The sequence below is a fragment of the Pseudoalteromonas luteoviolacea NCIMB 1944 genome, from assembly GCF_001625565.1.
Taxonomy (GTDB): Bacteria; Pseudomonadota; Gammaproteobacteria; order Enterobacterales; family Alteromonadaceae; genus Pseudoalteromonas; species Pseudoalteromonas luteoviolacea_F.
In genome coordinates, this window is record NZ_AUXS01000056.1 from 1 (window position 1) to 21,350 (window position 21,350).

Annotated in this window: 13 protein-coding genes and 1 tRNA gene; all 14 read left to right on the forward strand. The window is 41.6% G+C overall.

Features of this window, described 5'->3' with window-relative positions; genetic code table 11:
• Positions 1 to 64 precede the first annotated feature (64 nt).
• Positions 65 to 155: transfer RNA gene (locus N483_RS20295), tRNA-Ser, on the forward strand.
• 168 nt (positions 156 to 323) lie between these two features.
• On the forward strand, positions 324 to 686 hold the full coding sequence (locus tag N483_RS20300; protein WP_023399407.1) for a hypothetical protein: 363 nt from the start codon (positions 324 to 326) through the stop codon (positions 684 to 686).
• A 136-nt stretch (positions 687 to 822) separates the two neighbouring features.
• A complete protein-coding gene (locus N483_RS20305) occupies positions 823 to 1,281 on the forward strand; it encodes a GAF domain-containing protein (RefSeq protein ID WP_023399408.1) in 459 nt (152 codons plus the stop codon).
• A gap of 1 nt (position 1,282) precedes the next feature.
• Complete coding sequence (locus tag N483_RS20310; RefSeq protein WP_023399409.1) at positions 1,283 to 1,561, forward strand: hypothetical protein; 279 nt, start codon at positions 1,283 to 1,285, stop codon at positions 1,559 to 1,561.
• Positions 1,562 to 1,573: 12 nt separating this feature from the next.
• Positions 1,574 to 2,224, forward strand: coding sequence for an RNA chaperone ProQ (gene proQ / locus N483_RS20315; RefSeq protein WP_023399410.1), 651 nt, complete (start codon positions 1,574 to 1,576; stop codon positions 2,222 to 2,224).
• A 10-nt stretch (positions 2,225 to 2,234) separates the two neighbouring features.
• Positions 2,235 to 4,274: a carboxy terminal-processing peptidase gene (gene prc / locus N483_RS20320; RefSeq protein ID WP_023399411.1), complete on the forward strand. Its 2,040-nt coding sequence runs from the start codon at positions 2,235 to 2,237 to the stop codon at positions 4,272 to 4,274.
• Between the two features lie 294 nt (positions 4,275 to 4,568).
• On the forward strand, positions 4,569 to 6,017 hold the full coding sequence (gene nhaC, locus N483_RS20325; protein ID WP_023399412.1) for a Na+/H+ antiporter NhaC: 1,449 nt from the start codon (positions 4,569 to 4,571) through the stop codon (positions 6,015 to 6,017).
• Positions 6,018 to 6,261: 244 nt separating this feature from the next.
• Entirely contained in the window at positions 6,262 to 8,847 is a 2,586-nt protein-coding gene (pepN, locus tag N483_RS20330; protein ID WP_023399413.1) for an aminopeptidase N, read from the forward strand.
• 3 nt (positions 8,848 to 8,850) lie between these two features.
• Positions 8,851 to 9,072, forward strand: a complete 222-nt coding sequence (locus tag N483_RS20335) for a DUF2835 family protein (protein ID WP_023399414.1) — start codon at positions 8,851 to 8,853, stop codon at positions 9,070 to 9,072.
• Positions 9,073 to 9,309: 237 nt separating this feature from the next.
• A complete protein-coding gene (locus N483_RS20340; RefSeq protein WP_023399415.1) occupies positions 9,310 to 11,427 on the forward strand; it encodes a DUF1302 domain-containing protein in 2,118 nt (705 codons plus the stop codon).
• An 11-nt stretch (positions 11,428 to 11,438) separates the two neighbouring features.
• Complete coding sequence (locus tag N483_RS20345) at positions 11,439 to 12,806, forward strand: DUF1329 domain-containing protein (protein ID WP_023399416.1); 1,368 nt, start codon at positions 11,439 to 11,441, stop codon at positions 12,804 to 12,806.
• A gap of 120 nt (positions 12,807 to 12,926) precedes the next feature.
• Positions 12,927 to 13,922: a YCF48-related protein gene (locus N483_RS20350; protein ID WP_036976235.1), complete on the forward strand. Its 996-nt coding sequence runs from the start codon at positions 12,927 to 12,929 to the stop codon at positions 13,920 to 13,922.
• A complete protein-coding gene (locus N483_RS20355; RefSeq protein WP_023399418.1) occupies positions 13,922 to 16,252 on the forward strand; it encodes an efflux RND transporter permease subunit in 2,331 nt (776 codons plus the stop codon). The genes N483_RS20350 and N483_RS20355 overlap by 1 nt, the downstream gene beginning before the upstream one ends.
• A gap of 202 nt (positions 16,253 to 16,454) precedes the next feature.
• The gene (locus N483_RS20360) at positions 16,455 to 21,287 is read left to right on the forward strand and encodes an NAD-glutamate dehydrogenase (RefSeq protein ID WP_023399419.1); all 4,833 of its coding nucleotides are present in this window, start codon (positions 16,455 to 16,457) and stop codon (positions 21,285 to 21,287) included.
• Positions 21,288 to 21,350 lie beyond the last annotated feature (63 nt).

Here is a 21,350-nt window from a genome sequence, read left to right on the forward strand (position 1 = left end):
ATCCCTATCTCTCCGCCACTACAATAAGCATTTGTTTAATGACAACATGATGCTTTACAAACATGGAGAGATGGCTGAGTGGTTGAAAGCACCGGTCTTGAAAACCGGCATACGTTAATAGCGTATCTAGGGTTCAAATCCCTATCTCTCCGCCATATCAAGCCCAAGCTAACATTAGCTTGGGCTTTTTTATTCATTACTTCCTCTCATTTCTACTTATGTGAAAATGCGTTAGATTTTGAAATTAAGACTAATGTATCATTGATACAGTGCTACGAAAGTCAAAGACTTAGTCTCTAACATAGTTTAGTAAGGTGTTTGTGATGAAAAAAGTGGCCACTGCGATCGGTATTTCAATGCTTTCTCCACTTATTGTCGGTAGTTTACTGGGTGTATATTTCTATATTACGACAGGGCAGGGACAATTATTCGTTCAGTTGTTGACCACGGCCATATCCAATGCTCACATTGTGGGCTTAGCCATGGCGCTGTGCGTTTTACCTGTTTACTTGTTCTTATATAAGCGGAACAAATTAACTTATTCTGCTCTGACTACGGCTGCAATGTTGGGAGGTACTGCATTGACCTTGTTACTTTCCGTATCGGGAGGGCCCATATTGATTGCTAATGCAGTGATGTGTGCGTTGGCATCTGCGTTATTTTTATACAGCTTAAGAAAGCAATGATAATTGTGCTGTTTGCAAAATGAACAGTTGATGTTGTATTGACGACAAATTGGTACTTTTTCCTCGTAAAAGGTTTCATTTGTGTGCGTGAAAGAGTACCTTTACTGTTTATATGTAAGAATGTTCAGTACCAACAATGCAAAAGCAAAAATTTTATGAGTTGTTAAATCAACAGGCAAAGGGACTCATTGATGGGGAGCGAAACCATATCGCAAATATGGCTAACTTGAGTGCCTTGCTCTTCACGAATATGGAAGATATAAACTGGTCCGGTTTTTATTTGATGGATGGCGACAATGAACTTGTTTTAGGCCCATTCCAAGGCAACCCCGCATGTATTCGAATTCCTGTTGGTAAAGGCGTCTGCGGTACAGCAGTATCAGAAGCAAAAACACAGTTAATTGAAGATGTACATGCTTTTGAAGGTCACATTGCATGTGATGCTGCGTCCAACTCAGAAATAGTGATACCAGTTTATAAGCAAGGTAAAGTTTTTGCGGTATTGGACATCGATAGTCCTAGTTTGGCAAGATTTGACGAACAAGATAGACTGGGATTAGAAGCGTTAGTTAAAAGCTTCGAGGAAACACTTTAAAATGAAAGATATGCTTAATGTACAAGACTACTTGTTTTCCAACTTTGATGTTGGCGACTGGGAAGGTGATGAAGAACAAGTTGCAGAGACGCTTAATGAACTCATTCACTTTGCTTGGGAGAGATTACCCGAAGATCTTGGAAGTGAGCAAATTGATCAAATTATAAATGGTATTTGGGAACATCTTCGCGGTGATATGGCATTAATTGAAACCGACTTAGATGAACTCTTAGACTGGGTTACACACTATATTAATTCATCATTAGATGAGAATATTTAAATAGGTTTAGACATGGAAACCACAAACAAGCTAAAAGATATTAACGAGGTATTGGAGTTTTTATACTCAGAATTTCCTCAGTGTTTTAAACAAAAGGATGGTATTAAACCACTCAAAGTTGGGATCTTCAAAGATATTGCTGAGAAGATCGAAGGCTCTGATAAAGTTAGTAAAACGCAAGTTAGGCAAGCACTAAGAAAGTACACATCTAGCTGGCGCTATTTAGAAGCCGTTACTAAAAATGAATTTCGTGTTGACTTAGAAGGCGGCCAGGCTGAAAAAGTAGAGCAAGAACACGTTGAACATGCGCAAAAAGCACTTGAAGAAAGCCGTGCAAAGATGGCTAAGCGTAAGAAACCGCAAAGGCCTCGTAACGACGGTGACACAAAATCTTACAAATCAAAAGGGCAAGGCCAGCCACGCCATGCTAATAAAAAGCCTAGAGTTAATAAGAAACCTGCACAGCAACAGCAGCGCAGAAGTTCAGGAAAAGTTGAACCTCTTCCAGCAAATGAGGTCAAGGTTAATAATAAAGTTAAAGTTAAACTTGGCCAAGCACTAGTAAACGCAACGATTACTGAAGTTAATAAAGACGAAGTACACGTTGAGCTTGTTACTGGTATGCAGGTTAAGACCAAGGCCGAAAGCCTATTTATTCTATAAGGAGTAGTGTATGAGTAAAAATTTACCACTCATTGGGGCAGTTGCACTGTTTGTTTCAAACACATGTTTGGCAGCAAATAGCGTTGTAACAGAAAAAGATATACCAGTGCTTAAGCCAGAATTACAGCACGCAACAGCTACGAAGAGAGTGACAAGTAAATTTACTCGTGACCACTACAAACGTTTTAAGCTCAACGAAACACTGTCTGAAGAGATATTTGACCGATATGTAGAAACACTGGACTACAATAAGTCTATTTTTCTTCAGTCTGACGTAGATGCTTTTAAACAACATAAAGCAAAGTTTGATGAAGCACTGATGAGTGGTAAGTTAGACTTTGCTTTTGAAATGTTCAACGTGAGCATGAAAAGACGTTTTGAACGTTTTGAGTACGCCATTTCTTTGTTAGACAAAGAGATGAAGTTTGATACCCCAGATGCATTTTACTATGACCGCGAAGAGGCAAAGTTTGCCAAAGACCAAGCGGAATTGAATGAGTTTTGGCGTCAAAGAGTTAAATCAGATGCTTTGCGTTTAAAGCTCACTGGTAAAGACTGGGAAGGGATCAAAGAAATTCTAGCTAAACGCTACAAAAATGCTCAGAAGCGATTAGTACAAACAAATAATGAAGATGCCTATCAGATCGTCATGAATTCTTTCGCTCGCAGTGTTGAGGCGCATACATCATATCTGTCGCCGCGCAGAGCGGAACAGTTTAAGATGGACATGGACCTTGAGCTCGAAGGGATCGGGGCTGTTTTAGGTTACGATGAAGACTACACAATTATCCGCAGCCTAGTACCTGGCGGACCTGCGGACAAATCTGAAAAAATTAAAGCAGACGATAAAATTATCGGTGTTGCTCAAGATGGTGAAGAATTTGTTGATGTCATTGGGTGGCGATTAGATGACGTTGTTGATCTTATTAAGGGACCAAAAGGTACCAAAGTGAGATTACAGTATCTTAAGGGTAGTGACTCTCATGGTACACCTAAAATTGTTGAAATAACCCGTGATAAAATACGACTTGAAGATCGCGCTGCAAAGTCGTCTGTATTTGAAGCTCAGTACTCAGATCTAACAAGTAAAATTGGCGTTATTGAGATCCCAAGTTTCTACAATAACTTGTCCGAAGATGTCTTAAAAGAAATCAAATCTCTTAAAGCGCAAAAAGTCGATGGCATTGTGATAGACCTGAGACAAAATGGCGGCGGATCTTTATACGAGGCGAAGAAGCTTTCCGGGCTATTTATTGATAAAGGACCAATTGTTCAGATTCATACAGCGAACAACCGTATTGATGTGCAAAAAGACCAAGATGGAAAAACCTATTACGAAGGGCCTATGACTGTGCTGGTTGATAGATACAGCGCATCTGCGTCAGAGATATTTGCTGCGGCAATGCAAGATTATGGCCGTGCTGTTGTGATAGGTGAACAAACATTTGGTAAAGGTACAGTGCAGCAGCACAGGGGTCTTAGAAAAACTTACGATCTGTTTGAAAACCCACTTGGTAGCATTACCTATACCATTGCGAAGTTCTACCGTATTAACGGTGGAAGCACGCAAAACAAAGGTGTGATACCTGATATTTTACTCCCTTCATTTATCGAACCTGAAGAATGGGGCGAAAGCCAAGAAGACAATGCTCTTCCTTGGGATAGCATTGCAAGAGCTAAATATAAAACGATTGACGACCTAACGTCTGTTATTGGTCATCTAAATGAAAAGCACAATAAGCGTATTGCGAAAGAACCTGAGTTTTCGTATGTGTTTGACGATATTAAACGTTATAAAGAGCAGGAAACTGAAGTTTCAATTTCGCTTGTAGAGTCTGAGCGCAAAAAAGAGCGTGAAGAAAGAGATCAAAGAGCGCTGGTTCGTACAAACGAGAGATTAAAGCGTTTAGGGATGGAAGCGATTGAAAAGCTGGATGATGTTCCAGATGTGATATCAGACTTGGATCCGTATCTAGAAGAAGCCGCACTTATCACACAAGATATGATCAATTACGGCAGACTTGTGAAAAACGATATTAAGTCGAGTTAATAAGATACTTCAAATGAAAAAGGCGCGAGAGCGCCTTTTTTCGTTACTCCTGCTTGCAAATTTGTTATTATCGTCAGCCGCAACAAGACAACATGAGACCATGTTTATCAATCCGTATTGATAATTGGCACAATCAATCAGCGAGAAATTTAAACCTTCGTATAAGCAACATGCTTTTATTGAAAGATGAATTGTCGTTTATTAAAAATTATTAAACCGGATTGGTAAAATAGAGTAATAGCTACTCGGTCAAATAATAATACGCACCGCAATGAGTGCGAGGGGTACATAAATTTGAAACAACCAAAATCGGCATCCGCTTGGGATGCTTTTATACCAATTATCGTTTTAGTCAGTTTATTAGGGGCTGCTGTTTATTTGTATGGTGATAATTCATCATCCGGCCCAAATCAAATCGCACTTTTATTTGCGACCTTTACAGCTGCACTTATTGGACTAAAAAACGGTTTTACCTGGAAAACGCTTGAAGAAGCAATGATTAAGGGTATCACTATTTCTCTAGGCGCCATATTGATCTTACTCATGGTAGGCGCTTTAATCGGTACTTGGCTGCTATCAGGTACGGTTCCTACGCTTATCTACTACGGACTACAAATTATTAATCCCTCTTGGTTTTATGCAGCCAGTTGCTTAATTTGTGGCATAGTCGCAATGAGTATAGGTAGTTCTTGGACGACAGCTGCAACAATTGGTGTTGCACTTCTTGGAGTGGCCAATGGGCTTGGGTTAGACCCCGTTGTTACCGCAGGTGCTGTCATTTCCGGTGCATATTTTGGTGACAAACTAAGCCCACTGTCTGAAACCACGAATCTAGCACCAGCTGTCGCTGGCAGTGACCTATTTGATCATATTCAGCACATGCTATGGACAACCGTTCCAAGCTTTGTTATTGCGCTCATCATTTTTATCATTATGGGCTTTAATGCTGATGTCGCGAGTGACGCAAATAAGATAGACGCTATTAGTGCTATTTTGCAAAGTAACTTTAACATTAACATTTTTATGTTAGTTCCTTTGGTCATTCTATTGGCTCTAGCGGTTAAAAAAATGCCAGCGTTTCCTGCTATTTCAATTGGTGCTGTGGTTGGTGCTGTTTGGGCTCTCTTATTTCAAGGTGATTTGATTGCGAGTCAGATTGATGCAAGTCAAGGCGAGTTAGTAGGGCAATTTAAGCTGATTTGGGCCACTTTCTTTGATGGTTTTAGTGTCCAAACTGGCGATGTGAAAATGGATGACCTTTTAAGTGGCGGTGGTATGTCTAGCATGCTGACGACGACTTGGTTAATAATGACCGCACTTATGTTTGGTGCCATCATGGAAAAAACAGGCCTTTTAGAAGTGTTTGTGCGCAGTATCCTTCGTATTGCAAAAAGTACAGGTTCACTTATCGCATCTACGATCGCAACATGTTTTGGTACTAACTTAGTTGCTGCCGATCAGTACATCGCGATTGTGGTACCTGGCAGAATGTTCAAAGAGGAATATAAACGACGTGGATTACAAAGCGTCAACTTGTCAAGAACGCTTGAAGACGGCGGAACGATTACCAGTCCACTTATCCCATGGAATACCTGCGGTGCGTACATGCAAAGCGTCCTGCTCATCAATCCACTTGATTACGCAGTGTATGCATTTTTCAATCTGATAAATCCATTGTTAGCAATTGTTTATGGTTACCTCGGGGTTAAAGTTTTAAAACTTAAACCAAGAGAGCAAGAATAAAGACAAGCGGCCTCACACAAGTGGGGCCTTTTATTGTTTTAACAGTGATATTACTCGTCTAAACTTATTTACAGGCTACATTTCACTAATTTAATATTATAAAATCCTGTCCAATAGATAATGAGTGCTCTAAACGGGCGCTGAACTTACGCAATTAGATATTGGCATTTAATAGACAAGCAGATATTGGCCGCAGAGCGTTGTTTATATTATTTTGGCCAACTAATGCGATGAAGGAATTTAAATGACGCAGAAACCGCAAGCTAAACTTTTAGCAGATTACCAACCACCTAGTCACCAAGTTGAACACCTTGATCTGACTTTTCATTTATCACCACAGCAAACAAGAGTCATAGCCAAGTACAGTTTATCGGCAAATAGCGAGCAGTCTTATGTTGAGTTAGATGGTATTGATTTAAAGCTTATTTCTTTAAAAGTGAATGGCCAGTCTCATACTCAATATACCCAGTTGGTTGACGGTATAAAAATAAACTCGGTCCCCGCTTCATTTGATCTTGAAATAGAAACAGAAATTGCACCTGAACTAAATACTTCTTTAGAGGGGTTATACCTCTCTGATGGTGCATACTGTACGCAATGTGAAGCAGAAGGGTTTAGAAAGATAACATACTTCTTTGACAGGCCAGATGTACTTGCGACCTATCGCGTTACTGTAATTGGCAGCAAAGATTTTCCATTTTTGCTATCCAATGGAAATCAAGTTGATTCGGGGACTTTAGAGGACGACAAACACTTTGTGACTTGGGAAGACCCATTTAAGAAGCCATCATACTTATTTGCTTTAGTCGCGGGAGACTTTGACAAGCTTGAGGACAAATTTGTCACTAAAAGTGGAAAGGAAGTCAAGTTACAGCTGTTTGTGGATAAAGGTAACCTATCTAAAGCACCACATGCAATGGCGTCACTACAAAAGTCAATGAAGTGGGATGAAGAGCGTTTTAACTTAGAGTATGACCTTGATATCTATATGATTGTTGCGGTTGATTTCTTCAATATGGGAGCAATGGAGAACAAGGGCCTGAATGTATTCAACAGCGCTTGTGTCTTAGCGAACCAGGAAACAGCGACGGATAGAGACTATCACGTCATCGAGTCAATCGTTGGGCACGAGTACTTCCACAATTGGACAGGTAACCGGGTCACATGTCGAGATTGGTTCCAGTTGAGCCTAAAAGAGGGTTTAACAGTTTTTAGAGATCAGGAATTTAGCAGTGACCTAGGATCTAGAGCACTTAACCGAATTGATGCTGTCAATGCAATGAGAACGCATCAATTTGCCGAAGATGCAGGGCCCATGGCACACCCAATACGTCCAGAGAAAGTCATTGAAATGAATAACTTTTACACTGTGACAGTTTACAACAAAGGTGCTGAAGTGATCCGTATGATGCATACGTTATTGGGAGAGCAGGGCTTTCAGCAAGGCATGAGTCTGTATTTTGAGCGGCACGATGGTCAAGCTGTTACTTGCGATGACTTTGTCAATGCAATGGCTGACGCGACGAATACAGATTTAAATCAGTTTAAGCTTTGGTATCAGCAATTTGGTACTCCCACTTTAAATGTGGCTACAAAATTCGATCCTGAGTCGAAAACTTATGAAATTGAGCTAACACAAACGCATGCTAAAAATGACCCGGTCACAGCGCCTTTACATATTCCTGTGGCAATAGAGTTATTGGATGAGCAAGGACAGGCAATTGTGTTAAATACGGCTGATTTAAAACAGGGCCGTGTTCTTGAGTTGACGAAAACCAGTCAAGCTTTCAATTTTGAGAATATTGGAGCAGAACCTACCCCTGTGCTATTGGAGGACTTTTCTGCACCGTGTTTACTAAAGTATGATTACACATTGTCACAGCTTAGCCACATCGCTAAATATGCATCTAGTTACTATGCGAGATGGGAAGCAATGCAAATTCTGTTTACTCATCAAATACGTTCGTATGTTGAGAATACAGAGTCAACAGGGCCCATGACTGAAGAGCTTGCTTCAGTATTAGTTAGTATGTTTGAAAACAAGCCAGCAGATCTTGCTATTCTTGCTGAATACATCTCCGTACCTAACTTTGACACTTTATCTGGAGGGTACGACGTTGTGCCTGTAGATGCGCTTTGCAACGCAATAGAGCTTCTTGAGCAACAGGTTGCTCAACTACTCGAAAAGCATCTTGTCGCATTTTATACAAGCACACAAGATAGCGGTGGTTTAAGTTCTGAAGATGTGGCGATACGTGCACTTAAGAATAAATGCCTTTACTACTTGGCATTGACTCAATTTGATGTGACGAGCCATCTGGTTGAACAGGCTAATTCTATAAACATGACAACTAAATTAGGTGCGTTAAAAAGCGCCTTAAATGCGCAGCACACTCTGTCAACAAAATTAATGGAAGAGTTTGATGCTCAGTGGAGTCACGACCTACTTGTAATGGATAAATGGTTTGCATTACAAGCAACCAATCAGTCTGATGCCTGTATAGATGTTGTGCTGTCGCTGTATTCCCATCCTTGTTTTGATAAATCAAATCCAAATAGAGTTCGTTCTCTAGTTGGTTCTTTTGCCAGATCAAACCCAAGGCAGTTTCACAGAGAAGATGGCAGAGGGTATGAGCTCCTGGCTGATTTAATTGCGGAATTAAACGAACTCAATCCACAAAATGCATCACGAATAATCACCCCGCTATTGTCATATAAGAGGTTTGACCAAAACCGACAGGAAAAAATGCGTGCACAATTGGAGCGTTTAGCTGCAATTTCTGACTTAAGTGATGATTTATTTGAGAAAATAGATAGAGCCTTAAACTGATTGATGCAAGAATATTACTTTTTTTTAAGACTCACTTACGAACAATGTTTAGCCTATTACGAAGGTGACATTGAATACATACAGGTTGTGGAAGATGGCGGGAAGCGAATTCGCTTCCCTGCAACACATATTAGACGGTTTGTATCGAGCATTGGTGTTAGTGGTCGATTTAGATTGCAGCTTGACGATAGTAATCGATTTATAGCGCTTGAAAAGGTGACTTGATCGGCAAAAAGACTTTCTGAGATAAAGTATTTTTGTTAATTCGGTTTGTTTTAAACTTAAATTACGTGTTATAACTACTCTGGTAAGACGTCTTACCAAGGTTAAAAGACGGGCTAAAAAGTTAAAAATGCACCGAACGAACGCGTAAAATTTGTAATTTTCGATTTTCGCTTCTATCGTTACGACAACAAAAAACAATAACTTGATTAGATTTACCCGCCATAAGGGGGAGAAATAATGATAAAAAAAGCGCGCTTTACTAAGAACAAGATTATGCTTGGGCTTGGAGCAGCCATTTTTGGAAGTGTTGGCATGCATGCGCACGCCGCGAATTTCCAGGTCGGTGATTTTGAAATAACGTTCGATTCGACGTTTTCATATGGTCAGAGCATCAGGGTAGAAGACAGAGACTTTGGGCATATTGGTAAGAGTAACCATCCAAGGTTTGATTGGACGGGTTATAATGCCTCTACAGGTAACACTTTATACTCTTCTTCTCAAGTTTGGAGTCAGCCAGGTGCATACTCCAACAATGGTGATGCGGGTAATTTAAACTTTGACTCTGGCGATACTTTCTCGCAATTGCTCAAAGGCACTCATGAGTTTGCTATTACTAAAGATAACTACGGTTTCTTCTCTCGCTTCATGTATTTTTATGACTTCGCGATGGAAGATGGCGATTTCGCATATCGTAACCCTGTGTCAGGTCAGCAAGTAGATCCTTGTGCTGATGACGACACGAAAGAGCAAGTATGTTCGGATGCGCGATTACTTGATGCGTTCGTTTGGGCGGATTTTGATTTAAACGACGGTAATAACCCACTATCAATTCGACTTGGTCAACAGGTTATTAACTGGGGTGAAAGTACATTAATTTCACATGGTATCAACGTTAACCCAGTTGATATAGATCGACTTAAGGCACCCGGTTCTGAGTTAAAAGAGGCGTTTATCCCTGTAGGCATGCTTTGGGCCTCGGTGGGTATTACTGAGAACATCACGCTAGAAGCTTTTTATCAGTATGAATGGCATGAAACGCGCCTGCCGGCAACTGGTAGTTATTTCTCAACAAATGATTTTGCCTCTGCAAATGGTTACGGCCAAAACGTGCAACTTGGTTTTACGTCAAACCCGGATATTGACTTACACCATTTAACTGAAGCATTAAACTCTCTTCAGGCAAATTGGGTTGGAGCTTTAGCAGCACAAGGTTTGGATGTTACTGACCAGAGTGTGTTAAACAGCGCAGAAGCGCGACAAATGCTGTCATCTATGTATCTCGCATACCCAACACGTGTTGCCCTGAAAGGCAAAGGTAATGCAGGTAAGACAGACGCGGACGATAGTGGCCAATTTGGTATTCGCTTAGGTATGTTCGTGCCTGAGTTAAATGATACAGAGATCGCGCTTTATCATATTAATTATCACAGCCGTAGACCTCTGATTTCAGGTAAAGCCTCTGACTTTACCACTGGCGCAATCATACAGGACCTTGAATATATTCAAAGTAATAAGATCACTGAGGACAACATCACCAACCTGAATGCCTTTACCCAGGCTGTAATTGTTTATCCTGAAGATATCAAACTTTATGGTCTGAGCTTTAATACGGCGATTGGTGAAACTGCGTTTTCTGGTGAATTTGCTTACCGTCAAGATGAGCCACTACAAATTGACGATGTAGAACTTCTTTATGCTGGTATGGTAGAGCAGCTAGCAGCGGCGGGTATTAGAGATGACTTCAGAGGTTTTTCTCAACTGAGTCAAGGTAACGCAACCGCTTATGTTGAACCGGGTCAAGTTGCACAAGGCTACGTACTGAAAGATACCATGCAGCTTCAGTTTACAGCAACACACCTATTTGGCCCATCATTAGGCGCAGATAGCTGGGCAGTGGTTGGTGAAGTTGGTGCGGTTACAATTAAAGACATGCCAGCTTACGACGAGCTGCGTTTAAATGTAGCGGGTACAGGCCGAAGTGGTACAATCGAAGGGGTTGAAGGTCGTAACTACGATTTAATTCACCAAGCTGTATCTAACGGTCCTGAAGTAAACCCATTCCCAACAGCTTCTTCTTGGGGTTACCGCCTGATTGCAAAGGGTGAGTATAACAACCTTTTCTCTGGCGTAAACTTTTCACCAAGAGTCGTATTTTCACATGACGTAAATGGTACGACACCTGACCCTATGTTCCTGTTTGTTGAGGATAGAAAGTCAATGGGTCTAAACCTTAACTTTAGTTATCAAAATGCGTGGTCATTTGATTTAGGGTACAACACTTTCTGGGGCGGTGGCGCAACAAATACGTTCTCAGACCGTGACTTTGTATCATTCAATATTAAGTATTCAATTTAAGGGCTTTCGATATGTTTAGAAAACCTACACTATTAGCAGCATCAATAATGACAATAATGGCTGCTCCAATTGCATTAGCGAAAATGACGCCAGAAGAGGTCGCTCGTTTAGGCAAAGATTTGTCTCCAATTGGCGCAGAAGTCGCCGGTAACGCAGACGGCACGATCCCAGCGTGGACTGGCGGAATTACTAAGCCACCAGCTAACTTTAAGCCAGGTATGCACCATCCGGACCCATATGCTGGCGACAAAGTTTTGTTTACTATCGATAAGAGTAATCTTGATAAATACAAGGACAATTTGAGCCCTGGACAAATCGCCTTGTTTGAAACATACCCTGATACATTCAAAATGAATGTGTATCAGACGCGACGCAGTGCAGCATATCCACAGTTTGTTTACGATGCTACCAAGAAGTACGCATCTACAGCAGAGTTAATTGAAGGCGGTAATGGTATTAAAAATACCGCAATTGGTATTCCTTTTCCTATTCCTGAAAATGGATTAGAAGCTATTTGGAACCACCTGTTAAGATACCGTGGTTTGTCAATTGCTCGTAATGGTGGTCAGGCAATGCCAACGGCTTCGGGTTCATACAACATTATTGGTTTTGATGAGAAGCTACTAGTAAAATACTCAGATCCAAGTGCAACGCCAGAAGAGCTGCAAAAGTCTAACGTACTGTTTAAGTTTAAACAGAAAGTGACAGAGCCGGCTCGACTAGCAGGTACGGCACTGCTAGTTCATGAAACGATGGACCAAATCTTAACGCCACGTCAAGCTTGGACCTATAACACGGGCCAACGTCGTGTACGTCGAGCACCGAATGTTGCATATGATGCACCTGGAACAGCTTCTGACAGCCTACGTACTACAGATGACTTTGATATGTTCAACGGTTCACCAAACCGTTATAACTGGACATTAAAAGGGAAAAAAGAGATGTACATTCCGTACAACAGCTATAAATTGCATAGCGACTCTCTTAAGTATGATGACATTTTGAAAGCCGGTCATATTAACCCTGAGCATGTTCGTTACGAAAAGCACCGTGTATGGGTTGTCGAGGCAAACCTTAAAGAAGGCACTCGTCACATTTATAAAAAGCGTGTGTTCTTTATTGATGAAGATAGCTGGCAAATTCATGTCGCTGATCTATACGATAATCGTGACCAAATGTATCGCGTAGCGATGGCACACGGTATCAATTACTACGATGTACCAACTCATTGGAGTACACTTGACGTTTACCACGACTTAAACTCTCGTCGTTATCTAGCCATAGGTTTGGACAACGAAGAAAAAATGTATGATTTTACGCAGTCTTTCCAAGACAATGAGTTTACTCAAAGCGCACTTCGTCGAGAGGGAAGACGTTAATATTACGTCTTCTGGGATCAAGTAATTGGTCTTTCTACGCTCTATTAAAGTTGGGCTCGCCGTAGCCCAACTTTATCCCCCCAGTCATTCACGACATTTTTTATTTGAGTATTCATAATGATTAAGAAGTTAATTGCAACGTCGATTGCAGTGCTCGTTATGCAAAGTGAAGCTTTTGGCAGCGCCGAAGAAGCGTTGAGAGTTGCACACCCAGAGAAAACCTTGCTAACCGATATAACCTATAGTGGCGATAGATTAGTCGCGGTAGGAAAGCATGGCACCATTGTGTTCAGTGATGACGGTTCCAGTTGGCAACAAGCACACGTACCAATTCAATCTTTATTGACCGCTGTAGATTTTACAACAGCAGAAAGAGGTTGGGCGTGTGGCCATGATGCGTCGATTTTACACACCACAGACGGTGGCGTATCTTGGCAAATTCAACAATACCTTCCAGATCTAGAAAAACCTTGTTTAGATATTGAGTTTGTTAATGACAAGCAAGGCTTTGCTATTGGTGCTTATGGCATGATGTATCAAACTCAAGACGGCGGAAAAAGCTGGAATAAACGCTTTTTAAGTGAGTTTGTTCATCCCGATGATGTCGACTATTTGGCAGAACTGAAACAAGACGACCCGCAAGCATATGAAGATGAAACGCAATTCATACTGCCACATTTCAACCGCATGCTAATTGATGGGCAAAACATATACCTCGTTGGTGAGATGGGGTTGTTTGCTGTAAGTCATGATCTAGGGGTAACGTGGGAAAGGCAGGAGGAGTTCTATTCAGGCTCTTTGTTTGCAGTTAATAAAAACCAACACAGTGAGCTGATAGTCGCAGGCCTTCGTGGTAACACCTTTCAATCAGCAAGTGATGATATTTCGTTTACACCAACTAAGGTAGACAAAGCGGCGACGATAAATAGCATCGTTGAATATAAGAACAATCAAATAATGTTGGCCAATAGTGGTTTTATCTTCACGGTGACAGGCAACAAAGTTCAAACGAGACAATTGAAAAACGGGAAATCTATTCTTTCTGGTGTGATACACAACGGCAAACTTGTGCTTGCAACAGAAGAAGGCATTCAAAATATCGAGGTTGATCGCTAATGCAGTCTATATTAAATCAACTAGTGTACGTCGTATTTAGACATCGTTTTATGGTTATTGCGCTGTTTGCGCTCACCACCTTATTTTTAGGCTTTAAGTCTACCCAAATCCAATTGGATGCCTCATTCAATAAAAATATTCCTTTAAATCATGACTATATGAAGGTGTATTTGAAGCACGAAAAACAGTTTGGCGGAGCCAATAGTATTTTAATTTCTGTGTGTGATGCGGATGGCGATATATTCAATCCAGAATTTTTCTCACAGCTAAAAGCTGTACATGATCAGCTTTACTTTATACCGGGCGTTAATCGCCCGCTAGTAAACTCGATATTTGCGCCGAGCGCCCGATTTGTTGAAGTTGTAGAAGATGGTTTTGCGGGTGGACCGATTATTCCAGCAAACTTTACGGCAGACGAAGCAGGGTTAGCGGTAGTTAAGCAAAATATTGAGAAAGCCAAAGTGGTTGGCCGTATGGTCGCGAGCGACTATTCTTGTGCCATGGTATCGGCTCAGCTGATGGAGACCGATCCACAGACTCAAGAGAAGCTAGATACTTTAGCGTTTGCAAAAAAACTTGAGTCAGAGATCAGAGATCCACTTAGTACAGAAAAAGTATCAATTCACATCATCGGTTTCGCTAAAATGGCAGGGGATATCGCTGATGGTGCCAAAGATGTGGTGTTCTTTTTTGCAATAGCCATTCTTTTTACTTTTATAATGGTTTGGTTGTTTTGTAAGAGCTTTAAACTCACATTATTGCCAATTGCATGTTCATTAATCGCTGTTGTTTGGCAGCTTGGCCTGTTGTCGGTACTTGGTTTTGGCCTTGACCCAATGTCGATATTGGTGCCATTTTTAGTTTTTGCCATCGGTGTGAGTCACGGCGTACAAATGATCAATGCCATAGGTAAAAAGGTATCTGAAGGTGTAAGTAGCAAAGTCGCGGCAGAGGCGAGTTTCAAAGCACTATTGATCCCTGGTGGTATCGCCTTATTATCAGACACCATTGGATTCATGACATTGCTGGCGATTGATATCGGCATTATACGAGAGCTTGCAATTACAGCGAGTTTAGGTGTTGCTGTAATTATCTTCACCAACTTAATTCTGTTGCCTGTTTTAGCCTCTTATTTCAAATCTTCTAAAATGAACCGAGTCGATGACGGGAAGAATGAGACTAATAGTGTATTTACTAAACTACGAGAGAGTTTGGTTTTAGCGACAGATAAACGGTACGCAAGCGTTATTCTTCTTATCTCAGCAGGTTTATTTGCTTTTGGTTATTGGCAGTCGAAAGACATGCGCATTGGCGATTTGCATGCGGGAGCGCCAGCACTTCATGAAGATGCGCGTTACAACTTAGACACCTTCTTGATATCAGATAGGTATGAGATCTCATCAGACATTTTAAAAGTGTTGGTAGAGGCATATCCGGCGGCCTGTACTGAACACGATACGATGGAACGAGTAAGTCGATTCCAGTGGCGAGTAGAAAACCTTGCTGGCGTACAATCTGCAGTTTCTTTGAGCTCGGTTGCGCAAGCTGTTAATGCAGGTTACAACGAAGGCAATTTGAAATGGCAAACCTTGCCTAGAAATGGTGCGTCTTTAGTACAGGCAACTTCCAGAGTAGAAACAAGTACTGGTCTACTCAATGGCGATTGCTCCGTAATGCCAATTATCATCTTCATGGATGATCACAAAGCGGAAACCATTGACCACGTCGTGTCTCAAATTAAATTGTTTGCAAACGAAGAGGGGACAGACCGAGTTAGTTTTAAGCTGGCTTCCGGCCCTATCGGTGTGATGGCAGCAACAAACGAGTCAGTCGCGGCTGCACAATTACCAATGATGATCTATGTTTATGGTGCGGTGATTATTTTGTGCCTGATCAGTTTCAGAAGTATACGCGCAACAGTTGCGGTTGTATTGCCTTTGTATATTGTTTCAACACTAGCACAAGCGCTGATGGTTAAATTGGAAATTGGACTTACTGTATCCACGCTGCCGGTCATTGCACTGGGCGTAGGAATTGGTGTCGATTATGGTATCTATATCTTATCTTCAATGATGAATCAGCTAAAACAAGGTATGCCTTTATCAGCTGCTTATCGCAATGCGTTGGCTGAACGAGGTAGCGCTGTTTTGTTTACGGGTATAACACTTGCGATCGGCGTGAGTACTTGGATTTTCTCTGCATTAAAGTTTCAAGTTGATATGGGGATCCTACTGACGTTTATGTTCTTAGTGAATATGCTTGGTGCTGTGTTGTTGTTACCTGCGATAGGTACTTTTATCTGGCCTGACCAGAAAAAAAAGTGTGAATAATTGTGCTCTTAAATGGCCTTAATTGGCCATTTATATCTACAATTTGTGAATATATGACCAACTGGCTGAAAAGCCTCAAATGTTTTTGTCAAAAAAGCTTTTTATTAGCGCCAGAAAGGTTAAAATCCTCTGGACTCCACGCTAATAATTGGCTGTACAAATAATCTACCGTTCAAAGGTGGTATAGATTAAGGAACACATAATGACACAAAGTGAAGGTCCAGCATCGGTTATCCTTGATAACGTTTGCAAGTTGATCCAGAAAAAAGTTCATGCCGATAACGTGTCGCTCGTTGAAACATTCGCCAAAGCCTTGTACAGCAACATGTCTAAAGAGGATTTGGCACATCGTAACGACAGCGACCTGTACGGTGCTGCTTTGAGTCTTTGGAATTCTCTCGAAAAGAATACCTCAGACAACGCAGTTATCCGTGTATTCAACCCTGAAGTTGCAAAAGATGGCTGGCAATCGTCTCACACGATTGTAGAAATCATCTCAGATGATAAGCCGTTTTTGGTTGATTCAGTGCGTATGGCACTTAGCCGTAAGAATATTGCATCGCATTTGCTTTTACACTGCCCTCTCAAAATCAACCGTGACCAAGAAGATAAAATCTCCGCTGTTTCAGGATTAAAAACCGAACAAGAATCTTCATCTACTAAAACTGTTTTCTTTATTGAAATCGATCGTCAAACAGACGAAGCAGTAATTGCGGATTTTACGCAAGAGCTAGAATCAGTGCTGAAAGATGTTACTGTAGCGGTTGAAGATTGGTTGCTAATCCGAGATAAACTAGTTGCTGTTGGTGCAGACATTCCTAACCGCAAGCATAGTTCTTCTGAGCAAGAGCTCAATGAAGCAGTTGAATTCTTAGATTGGCTAGCTCGTGATAACTTCACATTCATGGGTTACCGTCAATATGACCTTGTTCCAGTTCAAGGTGACTATGAACTTAAGCCGGTTGCAGGCTCAAGTTTAGGCCTGATGAAAAACTCTACTGAAAGCAGCCGCTTGCTATCAGGATTGCCAGAAGTTGCTCGCCTTGAAGCACGTAGTAAAAACTTATTGATCCTAACTAAAACGAACTCTCAGTCTCGTGTTCATCGCCCAGCCCATATTGATTATGTTGGTATTAAGCGGTTTGACGACGAGGGGAATGTTATTGGTGAAGACCGTTTTATTGGTCTGTTCTCATCAAGCTTTTACAATAATAGTGCATCAGATGTTCCAGTGCTTAAGAGCAAAATTGCTCGCATTATGGAGCAATGTGATTTTGCAAAAGGGACGCACGCATACAAAGCTGTTCTAAATATCTTAGAAACGTACCCACGTGACGAGTTAGTGCAAGCTCGTGAATCTGAGTTATTGGATGTGGCTACGGGCGTTTTGCAAACCCAAGAGCGTGACATGTGTCGTCTATTCGTTCGAAGAGATGTCTATGGTCGTTTCTTCTCTTGTATGGTCTATGTGCCGCGTGAGCGATACAACACCGCGCTTCGTCGCGAAACTCAAAAGTTGTTAGGCAATGCCTTTGGGTCTAACGAAAAAGTTGAGTTCACTACATTTTTCTCTGAGTCTACACTGGCAAGAACGCATTACATTGTTCGTGTAGCTGACAACAACATTAAGTACAACGTGAAAGAAATCGAAAATAATTTAGTAGAAGCTGCCCGTACTTGGGAAGATAAACTACAAACGGCTTTACTTGCGGGTGAAGGTGAAGCTCGCGGTAACGAGTTAAACCGTAAATATGCAACTGCTTTCCCTCGTGCATATAAAGACGAAGTATTGCCAAGTGCTGCTGTCGTTGATATCTCAAAACTTGAGAGATTGAGCGATGAGAACAAACTAGAAATGTTGTTCTACAGACCTCAAGAAGAAGCAAATTCGCAAATTGTTCGTCTGAGCTTATTCCATAAAGATGAACCAATTCACCTATCTGACGTAATGCCAATGCTAGAAAACTTTGGTTTACGTGTAATCGGTGAAACACCATATGCCGTTAAGACAAGTGATGGTCAAATCAATTGGATCATGGACTTCTCAATGCTGCTCGACAGCAAAGGTCTGGCTGACTTTGATAAAGTATCTGCTCGTTTTCGTGCAGCGCTTATCAATGTGTGGAACAATCGACTAGAAAACGATGGCTTTAACCGCTTAGTACTAAAAGCGGGTTCTACAGGCCGTGAAGCATCTATTTTACGTGCATACGCTAAGTACATGCGTCAAATCGGTGTAACTTTCTCGCAGTCTTACATTGAAAATACGTTTGAGCATTATCCTCACATTGCAAACCAATTGGTTGAGTTGTTTGAGAAGAAATTCTGCCCTCAAAAGAAAGTTGCTCAAAAATCACTTGATAAGCTGGTAGAAAAAATCTATCACGAGCTAGAAAGTGTAGCGAACCTTGATGATGACCGTATCATTCGTTTATATGTTGCAATGATTGATGCAACTCTAAGAACGAACTTCTACCAAAAAGAAGCTGATGGCTCAAACAAGTCTTACGTATCATTTAAAATCCAGCCAAGCGCAATTCCAGAAATGCCATTGCCATTGCCTGCATTTGAAATCTTCGTATACTCTCCGCGTATTGAAGGTGTTCACTTACGTGGTGGTAAGGTTGCTCGTGGTGGTTTACGTTGGTCAGATCGCCGTGAAGACTTCCGTACCGAAGTACTGGGTCTTGTGAAAGCCCAGCAAGTTAAGAATACGGTTATTGTGCCTGTCGGTTCTAAAGGTGGCTTTGTTTGTAAACAGCTTCCAAATGACCGCGAAGGTTTCTTCCGTGAAGGTCAAGCGTGCTATAAGATTTTCATCCGTGGTCTGTTAGATATTACTGACAACATCGTTCACGGTGATATTGTTCCTCCTGTTGACGTTGTTCGTCACGATGAAGATGACCCGTATTTAGTAGTTGCAGCGGATAAAGGTACTGCGACTTTCTCTGACATCGCAAATGGTATTGCAGAAGAGTATAACTTCTGGCTAGGTGATGCGTTCGCATCAGGTGGTTCTATCGGTTATGACCACAAGAAGATGGGTATCACAGCGAAGGGTGCGTGGGAGTCTGTTAAACGTCACTTCCGTGAAATGGATATTGACTGTCAAACAACAGATTTCACAGCGGTTGCAATCGGCGACATGGCTGGTGACGTATTTGGTAACGGTATGTTGTTGTCAGAGCACACCCGCTTAGTAGCTGCGTTCAACCACATGCATATCTTCATCGATCCAAACCCTGATGCTGCGAGCTCATATAAAGAGCGTGCACGTATGTTTGAATTACCGCGCTCTTCGTGGGAAGACTATGATGCTAGCTTAATTTCTCAAGGTGGTGGTATTTTCTCACGTGCTGCTAAGTCAATCACGTTAACACCAGAAATTAAGAAAATGCTTGGCACGAAGAAAGCAAGCATGACACCAAATGAGTTGATTAAAGCACTTCTCATGATGCCAGTTGACCTATTATGGAATGGTGGTATCGGTACTTACATCAAAGCTGCGGGCGAAAGTGATGCAGATGTAGGTGACAGAGCGAATGATGCTTTACGTATTAATGGTTCAGAGCTTGGCGCTAAGATCTTCGGTGAGGGTGGTAACCTAGGTGCAACACAACTTGGTCGTATCGAGTTTGCAGCTAAGGGTGGCCGAATCAATACTGACTTCATCGATAACGTTGGTGGTGTTGCGTGTTCAGATAACGAAGTAAACATTAAGATCCTACTTAATGGTTTAGTTGCAGAAGGCGACTTAACTAAGAAACAGCGTGACGAATTGCTATATGCAATGACCGACGAAGTTTCAGAGTTGGTATTGGCTGATTGTTACCGTCAAACACATACGTTATCAGTAACTAAGTCGAAAGGTCCTGCGACGCTTAAAGAAAAGATCCGCTTTATTCATGCTCTTGAAAAAGACGGCAAGCTTGATAGAAACATCGAATTCTTACCAAGTGATGAAGAGCTAGCAGAGCGTGCAGCAGCAGGTTTAGACCTGACTCGCCCTGAGCTTTCTGTACTAGTTTCTTACTCTAAGATGGTATTAAAAGAAACTTTAGTGGTAGATGAAATCACTGAAAACCCTTACTACCGTCAGCTATTAGTGAACTCTTTCCCTGTGCCTCTACGTGACCGTTTCAACGCGGCGATGGATGAGCACCCACTGAGAAAAGAGATCATCGCGACTAAGCTTGCGAACAATATCGTAAACGATATGGGCTTGAACTTCATGATCCGTATGCATGAAGAGACTGGCGCTACAGAAGCTGAAATTGCACTTTGTTATTCAATTGCATGTGCAACATTCCAGATGTCAGAAACCTGGGCCGAAATTTCAGCGCTTGATAACAAGATCCCATCAGCTGTACAAACAGAAATGTTGTATCAGTTACGTCGTACAGTTCGCCGTGTTACGCGTTGGTTCTTACGCCACCGTAATAAAGCACTGAGCATCGAGGAAACAATTGAATTCTTCGCGCCGACATTTGCTGACTTAAGTGCTAACTTAACAACTTACATGGTTGACGAAGAAAGTGCACGTTTAGCAGAGAAAGCTGCTGAGTTAACCTCAGAAGGTGTTCCACAAGCGCTAGCAGATCGTATCGTATCGCTATCTAGCTTGTTCTCAGTGATGGATCTTGCAGAAGTTGCAAACAACGCGAAGCGTGATATCTCAGTGGTATCTAACACGTACTTCAAGTTAGGTGCAAACATGGGTCTACACTGGTTCCTAGACCAAATCACTGCGCAACCAGTGGCTAACCACTGGCAGGCACTAGCACGTGCTTCATATCGTGAAGAGCTTGACTGGCAGCAGCGTGCATTGTCTGAAGTTGTATTGAATAGCTTTGAAGGTGATGGCGAAGTTGACTCATTGATTGATCAGTGGATGGATAACCAAGCTTCGTTATTACATCGCTGGCAGCAAATGTTAGCTGAGTTCAAGACCTCTCAGAACCATGACTTTGCGAAGTTCTCAGTAGCACTAAGAGAATTAATGTTACTCAGTCACAACTGTGACACTTCCAAATAAAAATTAACACGTTAAAATACCCCGGCATTTGCTGGGGTATTTTTTTGCCTCAAACTGTTACCA

Coding starts and splice junctions, on each gene's coding strand:
- N483_RS20310 (WP_023399409.1), top strand. CDS start 1,283: ATGAAAGATATGCTTAATGTACAAGACTACTTGTTTTCCAACTTTGAT.
- pepN (WP_023399413.1), top strand. CDS start 6,262: ATGACGCAGAAACCGCAAGCTAAACTTTTAGCAGATTACCAACCACCT.
- N483_RS20340 (WP_023399415.1), top strand. CDS start 9,310: ATGATAAAAAAAGCGCGCTTTACTAAGAACAAGATTATGCTTGGGCTT.
- prc (WP_023399411.1), top strand. CDS start 2,235: ATGAGTAAAAATTTACCACTCATTGGGGCAGTTGCACTGTTTGTTTCA.
- N483_RS20345 (WP_023399416.1), top strand. CDS start 11,439: ATGTTTAGAAAACCTACACTATTAGCAGCATCAATAATGACAATAATG.
- N483_RS20360 (WP_023399419.1), top strand. CDS start 16,455: ATGACACAAAGTGAAGGTCCAGCATCGGTTATCCTTGATAACGTTTGC.
- N483_RS20335 (WP_023399414.1), top strand. CDS start 8,851: ATGCAAGAATATTACTTTTTTTTAAGACTCACTTACGAACAATGTTTA.
- N483_RS20300 (WP_023399407.1), top strand. CDS start 324: ATGAAAAAAGTGGCCACTGCGATCGGTATTTCAATGCTTTCTCCACTT.
- N483_RS20305 (WP_023399408.1), top strand. CDS start 823: ATGCAAAAGCAAAAATTTTATGAGTTGTTAAATCAACAGGCAAAGGGA.
- N483_RS20355 (WP_023399418.1), top strand. CDS start 13,922: ATGCAGTCTATATTAAATCAACTAGTGTACGTCGTATTTAGACATCGT.
- proQ (WP_023399410.1), top strand. CDS start 1,574: ATGGAAACCACAAACAAGCTAAAAGATATTAACGAGGTATTGGAGTTT.